This window comes from Cupriavidus sp. SIMBA_020 (genome assembly GCF_046535395.1).
GTDB classification, from domain to species: domain Bacteria; phylum Pseudomonadota; class Gammaproteobacteria; order Burkholderiales; family Burkholderiaceae; genus Cupriavidus; species Cupriavidus campinensis.
Window position 1 is genome coordinate 121,761 of sequence record NZ_JAWRWU010000012.1, and the last position, 11,936, is coordinate 133,696.

An 11,936-nucleotide genomic window follows, 5' to 3' on the forward strand; every position below is an offset into this window, starting at 1 on the left:
GCAGTTCTTACACGGCGCGGGCCGGCCGCGCGGGGCGGCTGCACGGGGCGTCTGCCGGTGCGGGCAGAACGGCGCACAAAACATGCCCGAGCGCGCCCGCGCCGTTGTCAGGCCCGCCTGCCCGCATTCGACGTTTCACGCCGCCATGAAGCATCGGCGGCACGGCGTGACGCACACTGCATCCATTCGCCACGGAGCCGCCCCCATGAACGTTGCCGATCCGATTGCCGCCGTCACCGATGCGGACCCCTATCCGTACTACCGGCACCTGGCCGCCACGCGGCCGTTTCACCGCGATGCCGCGCTGGGCCTGTGGGTGGCGGCCAGCGCCGACACGGTGGCCGAGGTGCTCGCCCATCCTGACTGCCGGGTCCGCCCGACGGCCCAGCCGGTGCCGCCCGCGCTGGCCGGCACCCCGGCGGGCGACCTGTTCGGCCGGCTGGTGCGCATGACGGACGGGGCGCCTCATGCGGCGCTCAAGACCGTGGTCCTGCGGGCGATGGCGGGCATCGACCTCCCTGCCGCCCGCCTCCGCGTCCGCGCGCTGGCCGCGCACCTGCCGCGCGTGGAGGCGGACGACGCCCACGAGGCCAATCGCTGGATGTTCACGCTGCCCGTGCTCTGCGTGGCGGACCTGCTCGGGCTGCCGCTGGAGCGGGACGAAGCCGGCCATGTGTCCACACGGGTGGCCGGCTTCGTGGCGACGTTCGCGGCGGCCATGTCGCCGCTGGCCCGGCCCGCCGATGTGGAGGCGGGCGCCGTGGCCGCGCAATGGCTGACGCGCTGGGCGGGGGAGAACGCAGCGCCGGGCGGATTGCTCGCGGCGATGGCGCAGGCCGCTGGCGAGGCCGACATCGACCCCGCCACGCTGCTGGCCAACGCCATCGGCCTGATGATCCAGGCCTGCGAGGCCACGGCCGGGCTGGTCGGCAATACGCTGGTGCGGCTGGGCCGGACTGGCGAAATGGGCGAAATGGGCGATGTGGGGGATGTGGAGCAACTGGTCGCGGACGTCGCCCGCACCGATCCGCCAGTGCAGAACACGCGCCGCTTCCTGGCCGCCGACGCCACGCTGTGCGGCGAATCCCTGAAGACCGGCGATGCCGTGCTGGTGCTGCTGGCCGCCGGGTCGCATGACCCGGCAGCGCGGGCGGACCCGGCGGACCGGCCGTGGACCTTCGGCACCGGCCGCCACGGCTGCCCCGGCGACGCGCTGGCGCGTCTTCTGGCGGCGGTCACCGTCGAGAGCCTGCTCCAGCGCGATGTGAACCCACGCCGCCTGCTGCGCGGCTTGCGCTATCGTCCATCCGTGAACGCGCGCATTCCGCTGTTCACACCATCCCACTATTAAGTAGAGGAGCCCCCATGATTGCCGTGATCTTTGAAGTCGAACCCGCGCCGGGCCGCCAGGACGCCTACCTCGACATCGCCGCCCACCTCAAGCCGACCCTCGAGGCCATCGACGGCTTTATCTCGGTGGAGCGCTTCCAGAGCCTGACCACGCCCGGCAAGCTGCTGTCCCTCTCGTTCTTCCGTGATGAGGCGGCGGTCATCGCCTGGCGCAACACGCTCGACCACCGCCAGGCGCAGGCGGCCGGGCGCGGCGGCGTGTTCGCCAACTACCGGCTGCGCGTGGCCCAGGTGCTGCGCGACTACGGCCTGCACGAGCGTGACGAGGCGCCGGCGGACAGCCGGGCCGTGCACGCCGATGTGCCCAACGGTGTGTCCACCCCGCGCTAAGGGAGCCTGTCGATGTTCCACGTCGGTCCCGAATTCGCGTTTATCGGCCTGACCTTCCTGCTGGCCGGCTTCGTCAAGGGCGTGGTGGGCCTTGGCCTGCCGACCGTGGCGGTGGGCCTGCTCGGGCTGGTCATGCCGCCCGTGCAGGCCGCCGCGCTGCTGGTGGCGCCGTCCATGGTCACCAACGTCGTGCAGCTGTTCAGCGGCCCGCGCTTCGGCCAGCTGCTGCTGCGGCTGTGGCCGATGCTGGTCACCATCTGCGCCGGCACGTGGCTGTGCGCCGCGCTGGTGCCGGCCAGGATGATGGACCACGCCACCAACGCCCTCGGCGTGGCGCTGATCGTCTATGCCGTGATGGGCCTCGCCGCGGTGCGGCTGGTGGTGCCGCCCCGGGCGGAGCGCTGGATGGCGCCGCTGGCCGGGCTGGTTACGGGGGCGATCACCGCCGTGACCGGGGTCTTCGTCATCCCCGCCGTGCCCTACCTGCAGGGGCTCGGCCTCGACAAGGAAAGCATGGTGCAGGCGCTGGGGCTGTCGTTCACGGTCTCGACCATCGCGCTGGCCGTGAGCCTGGCGCTGGGCGGCGCGCTGCTCCATACGCCGGTGCTCGGGGCCTCGCTGCTGGCGCTGGTGCCGGCGCTGGGCGGCATGTTCCTTGGCCAGTGGCTGCGGCACCGGATCAGCGCGGAGCGCTTCCGGCGCCTGTTCTTCTGCGGATTGCTGCTGCTGGGGGCGGATCTGGCGCTGCGCGGCATTGTCTGACCGGCCCTGGCATGAAAACCTGACACAATCGCCCCGGATACTGGTGCAGGATCGCAACGTGGCATCCGCCATGGCACCAGACGACGAAAGGGCGATGCGGCATGACACGGCGCAGGGGTACTACCCAACTGTGGGCAACGCTGGGCAAGCAGGCGGCGCGCAGCGCCCGGCGCCTGCAACGCACGGTGACCAATTCCGTGCTGAAGACGGCCAGGCAGCAGGGCAGCGCCGTGAGCGAGGCCGTGGGCCGTGCCGTGGGCAAGGCTGCGCATCGGGCGCTGACCGGAGTGGTCACGCCCGCGCCGTCGCCGGTCAGCAAGGGCGGCGGGGTCTGGGAGGAAGGGGTCTGGGGTTTCACCCTCGGCCTTGGCGCGCTGGGCCAGCGGCGCTACCGCATCTTCGTGCCGCCGGGCGTGAGCGCCGCGCGTCCCGCCCCGCTGCTGGTGCTGCTGCACGGCTGCGGGCAGGACGCCGCCAGTTTTGCCGCCTGCGCGCGCGTGACCACCGTGGCGCGCGACGCGCGCTGGGTGGTGCTGATGCCCGAGCAGTCGGTGCAGGCGAACTCGCAGCGCTGCTGGAACTGGTTCCGGCCGGACGCCCGGGGCGCATCCGAGGCAGCGCTGCTGATGTCGATGATCGACCATGTCTGCCGGCGCTACGCCATCATCGGCGAGCGGGTTTGCGCGCTGGGCCTGTCGGCGGGCGGGGCGATGGCGATGATGCTGGGCCTGCGCTACCCCGACCGCTTTGCCGCCGTGGGCTCGCACTCGGGCGCCGTGCCCTATAGCGCCGTCAACGCAGCCCAGGCCCCGCGCGCCATGCGCGGCGAGCGCGTGCCGGACGCCGTGGCGGCCCGGCTGGCGCTGGCGGGCCGTCGTCCGCCGCCGTTGCTGCTGCTGCATGGCGATGACGACACCGTGGTCACCTACGACAACGCCACCTCGGCCGCCGCGCTGTGGCTGGAGCTGCTGCCGCCTGGTGCGGTCGCCCCGAAGGCCATGCCGCCCCGGCGCGTGCGGCGCGGCACCCGGCGCGCGGTCGATGTCTTCGACTGGCAGGCCGGTGTGCGGCCCTTCATGCGGCTGGTCAGGGTGGAGGGGCTGCGGCACGCCTGGAGCGGCGGCGCGCCGGGTCAGGCCTTTGCCGATCCGACCGGCCCGGATGCGCTCAAGATCGCCCTGCGCTTCTTCTCCGTGAACGGGCGCGGGCTGGCTTGATGGGGCGATTTACCCGGGTGCCTAGTTCGTGCCGACGGGCTCGAAGGCCACGTCGCTGGTCGGGCACGCCACGCACGGCAGGATCAGGCCCTCGTCCTTCTCATCTGCACTGAGTCCCGGCCATTCGATCCGATAGCGCACGCTCCCCGCGTGAAGCTGGCTGATGCAGGCCCGGCAGGTGCCGTTGCGGCAGGAGCTGGGCAGGGCGACGCCTTCGAGCAGGGCCGCCTCCAGCAGGCTCAGCGAGGCCGGCGCGGCGTAGCGTGTCTCGCCGGGCAGCACGTGGGCGGTGAATTCTGCGCTGTCGTCCGAGATGATGTCGTCCTGGTCAGGCATCGGCTTCCGGGAACCGGGCGCGGCCATGGGTGGCGTCGCGCAGGGTGGCGATGGCGGGCTCGCGCAGCGTGGCCGGCAGGCGGATTACCAGCCGGGCCAGCGCGCCATACTGGGTGTCGGCCAGCGTGCAGCCCTCGCCGGCCATCGATTCGATCCAGCGGCGCACGCGCGGTTCGTCGGCATAGTCCACCTCGACGTCCAGCGTGGCGTAGGCGATGCGCTCCACGCGCTCGGCGTCCTTGAGCGCGGCGGCAATCGCATCGGTATAGGCGCGCACGAGGCCGCCTGCACCCAGCTTGACCCCGCCGTAGTAGCGGATCACCGCCGCCAGCACGCCATCGAGATCATGGTGGCGCAGCACTTCGAGGATCGGCCGGCCCGCCGTGCCGGACGGCTCGCCGTCATCGGACATGCCGGACTGTCCACCCGCCAGCAGTGCCCAGCACACATGGGTGGCGGCTGGGTGCTGCGCGCGCAGGTCCTGGAGCACCGCCATGGCGGCCTCGCGGTCTGGCACGGGCGTGGCCAGGCCGATAAAGCGGCTCTTGCGGATCTCGAGGTCCGAGTGCACGGGGGTGGCAAGCGTGTAGGTGGGCAAGGCGGCGGAAATCGGCCGAAACCGGCGGGGTGACTGGGCAGGAGAGGGAGTGTAGCGCAGCCGGGGCGTCTGACCGCGCAGAGGCGCCGTGCCTGCTACCCTTGCGCCTGTTACCCGCGAAAACAGGAGCGCCCATGACCCGCCCGTCCCCCGATCTCGCCGCGCGCCGCATGGCGCCTGCCACCGAGCGCAACCGGGAGCCGATCCTTGCCGTGCTGCGCCAGGTGCTGCCGACCAGCGGCACGGTGCTCGAGATCGCCAGCGGCACCGGCCAGCACGCTGTCCACTTCGCCGCCGCGCTGCCGGGCATCACCTGGCAGCCGAGCGACCCCGATGCCACCTGGCGCGAGTCGATTGCGGCCTGGGCAGTCCACGCCGGGACGACGAACGTGCTGCCGCCGCTGGCCCTCGACGTGCGCGCGGAACCCTGGGGCATTGACGCCGTGTCCGCCATTGTCTGTATCAATATGGTCCACATCTCGCCGTGGGCGGCCGCCGAGGCGCTGTTCGCCGGTGCCGGCAAGCGGCTCGGGCCGGGCGGCGTGCTCTACCTCTACGGCCCCTACAAGCGCGACGGCGCCCACACGGCGCCCAGCAACGCGGCCTTCGACGCGCAACTGCGTGCCGCCGATGCCGAATGGGGCGTGCGCGACATGGAAGCGGTGATCGCGCTCGGTGCGGCCCAGGGCATGACCTGCGACGCGCCCATCCCGATGCCGGCGAACAACTTCAGTCTGGTCTTCCGCAAGCCGGCGGCCGGCTAGCCGCGTACGAGCATGACCACCGCCGTGGCGATCAGGCAGACGGCGAACGCGGCGCGCAGGCGGCGTTCCGGCATCCGGTGCGCCAGCGCCACGCCCCAGGAGATCGTCAGCATGCCGCCGAGCGAGAGCGGGATGCCGCTGGTCCAGTCGACATGGCCGGCCTGGGCATAGGTCATCAGCGCGACCACGGCGCCCGGCGTGACCAGCGCCAGCGCCAGCCCCTGCGCGGCGGCCTGCCGCATGCCGAACAGGCCGACCAACGCCGGCGCGGCCACCACGCCGCCGCCCACGCTGAAGAACCCCGAGAACGCCCCGCCCACCACGCCCACAGCCGGAATCCAGCGCGACGACAGCCGCGCCTGCTGCTGGGTCACGGCCCGGCCGGGCATCAGGCGCCACAAGAAGTACAGGGCGAGGCCGAGCGACGGCAGCAACAACGGGCTGGGGCTGCAACGGCAGACACAAAGATCGTCGCTCAGCGCAGCCTCGCGTCCATCGGGGCCCGTGGTGGACAGGCGCGGACCGATACATACGATCTGTCCCACCGACTTGCAGACTGGACACCAGACTGGGTCGCCCTCATAGGCTTGCTCGCGATGCCCTACCATATCGTTGGCGTCTCCGCCCTGTACGATGCCCCCCAAGGTGGTGAGATCCCCCCTCAAGATGTCGTATCGTCTGGTCATGCCGACTCTCCTGGCTCACAAGGCGCCGGGCCGAAGCCGCATGCTGTTGAGCAATGTGTCCCACATCTGTATGGCGCCGGCTTCGTCGACAGGAGATGTCGCGAGCTCCGGTGTAAGAGAATGCGTACTTGGGCCCCCCAGTGTCAGCCGAATCTCGGTGTGGGGTTGCGCGACGGTCTCGGGGTCTCCCTGCGCCATCAGATAGAACTGATAGATCTGTATCGTTCCATCAGTGATGGAAAACAGTACTTCCTCTGCTTCCATCCCGGCGACCTGTCGTTTGCCATCACGCAGGAAGCGGACGTTGCCGCTGAAGCCTTTATTGTTCAAGTTACCGCGTAGATCTGGTAGGGTCTGACGAAGCGATAGCTTCTTGTCTGATTCCACGGCATCGCGCATTCTGATGAGGAGCCCCGCGTACCTTCCCGGTAGCAGAGCAAAGCTCTGAGTAACGCGCTCGCTATCGCGTGAACGGCCGCCAATCAAAGCCCCGTCGATACAGAATCCTGGTTCGGTCGGGACCGTCCAGTCGTCACGATAGGTGACGTCTCGAAGGACTTCGGATAGGCCGGCGATGGCGGACTGAATAATCCTCTTGGGTACCGTCGACTTCATCGCTAGCATCGTGCCGCCGGCCAGGACGTATCCTTCCTGCTTGAAGAAGGGATCCGGTCGTTTTCCATCCATCGTAAATAGGAAGACTCGTGAGTTTTGGGTCGGTGATGCAACCTGCTCCAGCATCGGTACATTCACCTTAAAACGCATGGATTCCAAGCCCCTTTCCTTCATCTCCTGGTAGGAAATCGAGCTCTCGCGCTTTTCCCTGCGCAGCGTTTCTTCACGTTTGCGCATTTCATGGTCAAACGTCTGGAAGCTGACATTCCTCCTGATCTCAATTTCGTCGCCCCAGAAGCCGTAACGCTCAGAACTGATCTCGCTCGCCGCAGGGCGATCGAATACGAAACGGCCGATACACCAAGGTCTCGAATTAGCAAGCAGCGGGTTGTTCATCATCATAGGTTCCACGGGAGCGATCTGCGCACACGCAGACAGAAGATTCATTGAGACAAGAATCGGGAGTATAGAAAGTCGGATTCGATAGGATGTTCTCGTCAATTATCTAGCCCCTCAACGGAATGGACGATTCTTGCAACGCTATAGAGAGTGGCCCAGCGCGACCACGGATGATTGAAGCTGGCCTGGTGCTCGTACCCACCTTGCACGAAGACCATCTGCACACCTCGGGCTTTATTGCCCGGAACGCCAGGTAGCAAGCCTCGGCCTTGCGCCGCAGCGGACAATGCAGGCACCGTCCTGTCTCCCGGGACAATGCCGTTATCCCGCTGACCAGGCTGCGGGATAACGGCCGCCTTCTGGACGGTCACTTTGACAAACTGCCCGCGGACGAGACATGACCTGCGACGCGCCCATCCCGATGCCGGCGAACAACTTCAGTCTGGTCTTCCGCAAGCCGGCGGCAGGCTAGCCGCGTACGAGCATGACCACCGCCGTGGCGATCAGGCAGACGGCGAACGCGGCGCGCAGGCGGCGTTCCGGCATCCGGTGCGCCAGCGCCACGCCCCAGGAGATCGTCAGCATGCCGCCGAGCGAGAGCGGGATGCCGCTGGTCCAGTCGACATGGCCGGCCTGGGCATAGGTCATCAGCGCGACCACGGCGCCCGGCGTGACCAGCGCCAGCGCCAGCCCCTGCGCGGCGGCCTGCCGCATGCCGAACAGGCCGACCAACGCCGGCGCGGCCACCACGCCGCCGCCCACGCTGAAGAACCCCGAGAACGCCCCGCCCACCACGCCCACAGCCGGAATCCAGCGCGACGACAGCCGCGCCTGCTGCTGGGTCACGGCCCGGCCGGGCATCAGGCGCCACAAGAAGTACAGGGCGAGGCCGATCATGAAGATTGCGAAAATCCGGCGCAGGAGCTGGGCGTCCATGGCGGTGGCCAGCCGGGCGGAGAAGTAGGTGGCCAGCACGGCCGAGAGACCGAGCACGATGGCAGTGCGCAGTTCGATATCGGCCCGTTTGCGGTACTGCCAGAAGCCGATCACCACGTTGGGCGCGATCATCACCAGCGAGGTGCCCTGGGCGAGCTGCTGGTCCATCCCGTAGAGCAGCCCGAGGGCCGGGATGGCGATCAGCCCGCCGCCGATGCCGAACAGGCCCCCGACCCCGCCGAGCAGCCCTCCAAGTCCGAAGATGAGCAGGGCGGACAGCAACGAATGGTCAGGCATGGTGAATCCGGGGGCGTCAGGGGCGCGAAGAGGGGGCGAAGAGCGTCGATGATACGCGGACATTCGTGGATACATGGGCGCTGCCGGGGGCGACCCCTTTGCTATTCCGTTAACTACCCCTTCGCCGGCGCAGCCAACGCCAGCGTATTGGCGCGCACCTCCACCCTGACCGGATCGGTCTGCTTCCATTGCCGCCGGGGCACCACCAGCTTCCAGCCGGCTTCCTCGTCCGGGTTGCGGAACAGGGCGACGATGCCGACGAATTCGGCGTCGGCATGCATCGGCTCGGCCAGGCTGACCCGCTCGTCCGGGCGCAGGACGACATCGCGCTGGGCCAGCAGGTCGGGCTTCAGCGCCGTCAGGTCATTGGTCTGGAGCTGGGCGTAGCTCAGTTCGCGGAAGGCGTCCGGCGTCTTCAGCTGATAGACCCGGACCACCGTCGACAAGGACTTTCCGGCGTCGGTGGCGTTCAATGACGTCCGGCTGGCGAGGTCGAGATTCATCGTCTTGACCTGCGTGGTGAAGGCCCACTTCGCGGCCTCCACGGTGCTGTCCTTCACGGCCTGGCCGACGCCGCACCCTGCGGCGAGGCTGGCGAACAGGCACAACGCCCCGGTTCTGAACGGCTGTCTCATCGTGTTTGTCCTCATGATTAGTGGTGGCTGGAGGGGTGGCGCTCCGGGCGCGCGGCGGGTTGGACGATGCCATTCCAGGTGCCCAGTTGCACCCGGGTCACGGACTCCGCGGGCGCCCGCAGCTGGGTGGAATAGCCCAGCCGCACCGCGCCGTCGTTCAGCGCCGGCGGCGGCATCAGGGACGTGTGCACGTGCATTTCGATACAGGCATGCGCCGTGTGGCCAAGGTAGAAGCGCAGCAGGGTCATCACCTCCCGGTGCTGGGCGTGGCCGGGCATCAGGCCCTGCACGAGGTCCGCCGTACGGGGCGTGATGACCACGCGCACGGCATTCGCGCGGTCGAAGAAGCCGCGCCCGAGTACACAGTTCTGCCCGAGCGGCCTGCGCTCGGTCGCGTCCGACGGCAGGCGGGTCCAGACCGGATGGAATTCGTCTACGCGCACGCCTGCGTCGGGCACGGCGTGTTGCAGCACGCCAGCGAGGCCCTCGGCCGTGCGGGTGCGCTGGCTGGCCAGCCCCAGCATCGACAGCAGCTTCTGGGTGGGCACGGTGTCGCTGACAGCGGACCCGCCAAGGCCGAGCCCGAGCAGGCTCAGCAGGTAGCGGGACACCTCGTCGCCGCCGTCGCGCCGGAAGCCCAGCGGGTAGCGGTACTTCCGCGCCACGCGATAGAACTGCGTGACGATGCGGTGGTGGAACAGGTCGAGGAAGGCCGCCAGCGGCTCCGCGCCATCGCGCCGCTGGGCCACTTCGTCGACGAAATACGACGGCATGTGGGCATCGACGCCATACAGCCCCAGGAAATTGGTGCGCACCACGGGTGGCGCGTCGGGGTGGTCCGGGTCACGCTCCACGGCGTCGATCTCGCGGCCCGGAAAGCCGAGCCGGCCGTTCGAGCGGAAGCGCACCGGCTCATTGGCCGGCGAATCGGTGGTGCCGAGCGGCGGGTGGCCTGGCGCCGCCAGCTCGATCAACTCGCACAGGCGGAAGAAGTTCATGCGCGGGGCATCGGCCAGCAATGCCTCGCTCAGCGGGCGGGGCGCCCGGTTGTCCGGTGCGTTCAAAACGGCGCCCCCTGGCCCTTGCTGTCCGGCCACGCCAGCCGCTGGCCGGACGGTTGCGAGACGATCACGAGCCGCGTGTAGAGATTGAGCGTGGCGTACAGCGACAGGAAGCGGTTCAGCATCTCGCCGAACAGTTCGAGGTCGCCCGCGCCGGCAAAGCGCGTGCTGTCCAGCCAGACCTCGATCTCCACGCCGCGCAGCAGCCCGCCGCTCTCCAGCTTCTGCAGAGGGCGGTGCCGCACCTCGGTGATGGCGTCGATGCGCTGCCGGTTGGTCTCGCCGTCCGTCCAGTCATAGAGCGCCAGCGTGCCGCGCAGTACCTCGGCATCGAGCAGCGAGAGGTAGTTCGGCGCCAGATGCGAGAGCACGCGCCAGTGGAAGCGGTCGCCGGTGGGCGGATAGACGGGCAGCGTCGGCGCCGTGAGGTTGCGGATCGACGCCACGTTGGTGAAGCCGCCGCGCATCTGTGTGATGCCGGCTTCACGCAGGCCCTTGCGCGGCAGCATGCCGTGGGTGCCGGTGACGGACAGCGAGAGCGTCTCCTCGGGCAGCGCGTCCTGCGTCTCCCAGGCATGGCCGCCGAGCACCAGCCAGGTGTCCACCTGGCCCGACGGCCCGCGCCGCACGCGCGTGTGGAAGTAGCGCTCGGGCATCTCGTGGCGCAGCATGCCGCCGCGATGCCGGAACGCCGCGAACGGTGCGTACTCGAAGCGCTCGCCGCTGGCGGCCTCGAAGCCGCGCACGGTGTCCACCGAGTACGCCTCCACATGCCGGCCATGCTGCGCCATCGCCCGCACGCGGTATTCGGTTTCGTGGTGCGTGAGGGTGACCGGGTCGGCCTCGAGTTCGAACAGGTTGATGATGGGCGCGCAATGGAGCCGCACGTTCTCGGCGGAGAAGCGCAGGTCATCGGGGAATGGCCGGGCGAGCACGACCTCGACATCGAACTGCTCCGTCTCCGGCGCCAGCCGGGCGATGGCGGGGAGGTCGAGCCCGAACAGGTCCACGAACATGAATTTCTCGGGGAACGTGAAGTATTCGAGCATCAGCTGGTAGCCGCCGAACGCGTTGTCCGGCTTGGGCCACAGCCGTTCGTCGGCGGCGAAGCCGGCCGGCCGCAGGGACAGACCCGGCATGGGCAGGGGCGTGCCGGGACGGTCGGCAGGGTGGCCGGGCACCCGCACGTGCATCGCCACCGGCGTGGCGGTCAGCGCGGCGTACAGGGCGAGCGCCAGCGGGCGGTCGGCATGGAGAAAGAGCCGCAGGCGCGGCACCTCCAGCAGCGCGATCTTGGCCTGCGCCTGCAGCGCCAGCCGCAGGCGGATCACCGAGCGGCCATCCTCGCGCGTGTAGGTGGCCGCTTCGGTCAGGCGCAGCGGATACAGGTCGACGGACTGCGTGGTGCGGTAGATACAGTCGACGCTATCGCCGGGGTTGCCCGGGGTGCCCTGGCCGCTCTGCCCGCTCTGCCCGCTCTGCCCGCGCGCCGGCTGCGCGCCGAGCGCCACCGGGTCGGAAACGACTTCCAGCCCGGCCGGCAGCACCTCGTGGCGTTGCAGCGTGCCCATGGCCGGGGACATCTCGATGATCGAGAGCGACGGGATCATGCGCAGGTAGTGGGGCCATAGCATGCTGACGAGGCCCTCGGTCAACTCTGGCAGTTCATCGTCCAGCTTGTGACGCAGGCGCCCCATCAGGAAGGCGAAGCCTTCGAACAGCCGCTCTACGTGCGGGTCGCGCTCCCCGATGCGATCCAGGTTCAGCATGCGCGCGCGGTCTGGGTAGGCCTGGGCGAACTCGGTGCCCGCTTCGCGCAGGTAGCGCATCTCCGCTTCGTAGTAGCGCAGGATCTCGTTGTCTTGGGTCGGGTGCTTCATGTCTCGGGAA

13 protein-coding genes are annotated in these 11,936 nt (G+C 69.2%); 5 read left to right on the forward strand and 8 right to left on the reverse strand.

The window, feature by feature from the left end; all coding sequences use genetic code 11:
* The first annotated feature begins 205 nt into the window (after positions 1-205).
* From SB751_RS21440 to SB751_RS21455, 4 genes are all read left to right on the forward strand, one after another.
* Complete coding sequence (locus SB751_RS21440) at positions 206-1,351, forward strand: cytochrome P450 (RefSeq protein WP_410748523.1); 1,146 nt, start codon at positions 206-208, stop codon at positions 1,349-1,351.
* 14 nt (positions 1,352-1,365) lie between these two features.
* Positions 1,366-1,740 carry an antibiotic biosynthesis monooxygenase family protein gene (locus SB751_RS21445; RefSeq protein ID WP_144197718.1) on the forward strand — a complete coding sequence of 125 codons (375 nt, stop codon included), beginning with the start codon at positions 1,366-1,368 and terminating at the stop codon, positions 1,738-1,740.
* Positions 1,741-1,752: 12 nt separating this feature from the next.
* The gene (locus SB751_RS21450; RefSeq protein WP_369823406.1) at positions 1,753-2,502 is read left to right on the forward strand and encodes a sulfite exporter TauE/SafE family protein; all 750 of its coding nucleotides are present in this window, start codon (positions 1,753-1,755) and stop codon (positions 2,500-2,502) included.
* Positions 2,503-2,603: 101 nt separating this feature from the next.
* Positions 2,604-3,719 carry an alpha/beta hydrolase family esterase gene (locus SB751_RS21455; protein WP_144197719.1) on the forward strand — a complete coding sequence of 372 codons (1,116 nt, stop codon included), beginning with the start codon at positions 2,604-2,606 and terminating at the stop codon, positions 3,717-3,719.
* A gap of 21 nt (positions 3,720-3,740) precedes the next feature.
* Here SB751_RS21455 and SB751_RS21460 read toward each other — a convergent pair whose 3' ends face one another.
* The gene (locus tag SB751_RS21460) at positions 3,741-4,055 is read right to left on the reverse strand and encodes a 2Fe-2S iron-sulfur cluster-binding protein (RefSeq protein ID WP_144197720.1); all 315 of its coding nucleotides are present in this window, start codon (positions 4,053-4,055) and stop codon (positions 3,741-3,743) included.
* Positions 4,048-4,653 carry an IMPACT family protein gene (locus SB751_RS21465; RefSeq protein WP_144197721.1) on the reverse strand — a complete coding sequence of 202 codons (606 nt, stop codon included), beginning with the start codon at positions 4,651-4,653 and terminating at the stop codon, positions 4,048-4,050. The genes SB751_RS21460 and SB751_RS21465 overlap by 8 nt, the downstream gene beginning before the upstream one ends.
* A gap of 134 nt (positions 4,654-4,787) precedes the next feature.
* Here SB751_RS21465 and SB751_RS21470 point away from each other — a divergent pair, with 134 nt between their 5' ends.
* Entirely contained in the window at positions 4,788-5,417 is a 630-nt protein-coding gene (locus SB751_RS21470) for a DUF938 domain-containing protein (protein ID WP_144197722.1), read from the forward strand.
* Here the strand turns inward: SB751_RS21470 and SB751_RS21475 are convergent.
* From SB751_RS21475 to tssF, 6 genes are all read right to left on the reverse strand, one after another.
* Positions 5,414-6,103 carry a TSUP family transporter gene (locus tag SB751_RS21475; RefSeq protein ID WP_410748524.1) on the reverse strand — a complete coding sequence of 230 codons (690 nt, stop codon included), beginning with the start codon at positions 6,101-6,103 and terminating at the stop codon, positions 5,414-5,416. The two genes, SB751_RS21470 and SB751_RS21475, sit on opposite strands and share 4 nt — an antisense overlap.
* 15 nt (positions 6,104-6,118) lie before the next feature.
* Entirely contained in the window at positions 6,119-7,120 is a 1,002-nt protein-coding gene (locus tag SB751_RS21480) for a T6SS immunity protein Tli4 family protein (protein ID WP_410748525.1), read from the reverse strand.
* Positions 7,121-7,585: 465 nt separating this feature from the next.
* Positions 7,586-8,350, reverse strand: coding sequence for a sulfite exporter TauE/SafE family protein (locus SB751_RS21485; RefSeq protein ID WP_144197723.1), 765 nt, complete (start codon positions 8,348-8,350; stop codon positions 7,586-7,588).
* A gap of 113 nt (positions 8,351-8,463) precedes the next feature.
* Positions 8,464-8,985, reverse strand: coding sequence for a type VI secretion system lipoprotein TssJ (gene tssJ / locus SB751_RS21490; protein WP_410748526.1), 522 nt, complete (start codon positions 8,983-8,985; stop codon positions 8,464-8,466).
* A gap of 17 nt (positions 8,986-9,002) precedes the next feature.
* A complete protein-coding gene (gene tssG, locus SB751_RS21495; RefSeq protein WP_211943125.1) occupies positions 9,003-9,983 on the reverse strand; it encodes a type VI secretion system baseplate subunit TssG in 981 nt (326 codons plus the stop codon).
* Positions 9,984-10,045: 62 nt separating this feature from the next.
* Positions 10,046-11,926, reverse strand: coding sequence for a type VI secretion system baseplate subunit TssF (tssF, locus tag SB751_RS21500; RefSeq protein WP_410748527.1), 1,881 nt, complete (start codon positions 11,924-11,926; stop codon positions 10,046-10,048).
* Positions 11,927-11,936 lie beyond the last annotated feature (10 nt).

Bases quoted from the DNA above. Each gene is read 5' to 3' on its own strand.
- SB751_RS21440 (WP_410748523.1), top strand. From the start codon at position 206: ATGAACGTTGCCGATCCGATTGCCGCCGTCACCGATGCGGACCCCTAT.
- SB751_RS21445 (WP_144197718.1), top strand. From the start codon at position 1,366: ATGATTGCCGTGATCTTTGAAGTCGAACCCGCGCCGGGCCGCCAGGAC.
- SB751_RS21450 (WP_369823406.1), top strand. From the start codon at position 1,753: ATGTTCCACGTCGGTCCCGAATTCGCGTTTATCGGCCTGACCTTCCTG.
- SB751_RS21455 (WP_144197719.1), top strand. From the start codon at position 2,604: ATGACACGGCGCAGGGGTACTACCCAACTGTGGGCAACGCTGGGCAAG.
- SB751_RS21460 (WP_144197720.1), bottom strand. From the start codon at position 4,055: ATGCCTGACCAGGACGACATCATCTCGGACGACAGCGCAGAATTCACC.
- SB751_RS21470 (WP_144197722.1), top strand. From the start codon at position 4,788: ATGACCCGCCCGTCCCCCGATCTCGCCGCGCGCCGCATGGCGCCTGCC.
- SB751_RS21475 (WP_410748524.1), bottom strand. From the start codon at position 6,103: ATGACCAGACGATACGACATCTTGAGGGGGGATCTCACCACCTTGGGG.
- SB751_RS21480 (WP_410748525.1), bottom strand. From the start codon at position 7,120: ATGATGATGAACAACCCGCTGCTTGCTAATTCGAGACCTTGGTGTATC.
- SB751_RS21485 (WP_144197723.1), bottom strand. From the start codon at position 8,350: ATGCCTGACCATTCGTTGCTGTCCGCCCTGCTCATCTTCGGACTTGGA.
- tssJ (WP_410748526.1), bottom strand. From the start codon at position 8,985: ATGAGACAGCCGTTCAGAACCGGGGCGTTGTGCCTGTTCGCCAGCCTC.
- tssG (WP_211943125.1), bottom strand. From the start codon at position 9,983: ATGAACTTCTTCCGCCTGTGCGAGTTGATCGAGCTGGCGGCGCCAGGC.
- tssF (WP_410748527.1), bottom strand. From the start codon at position 11,926: ATGAAGCACCCGACCCAAGACAACGAGATCCTGCGCTACTACGAAGCG.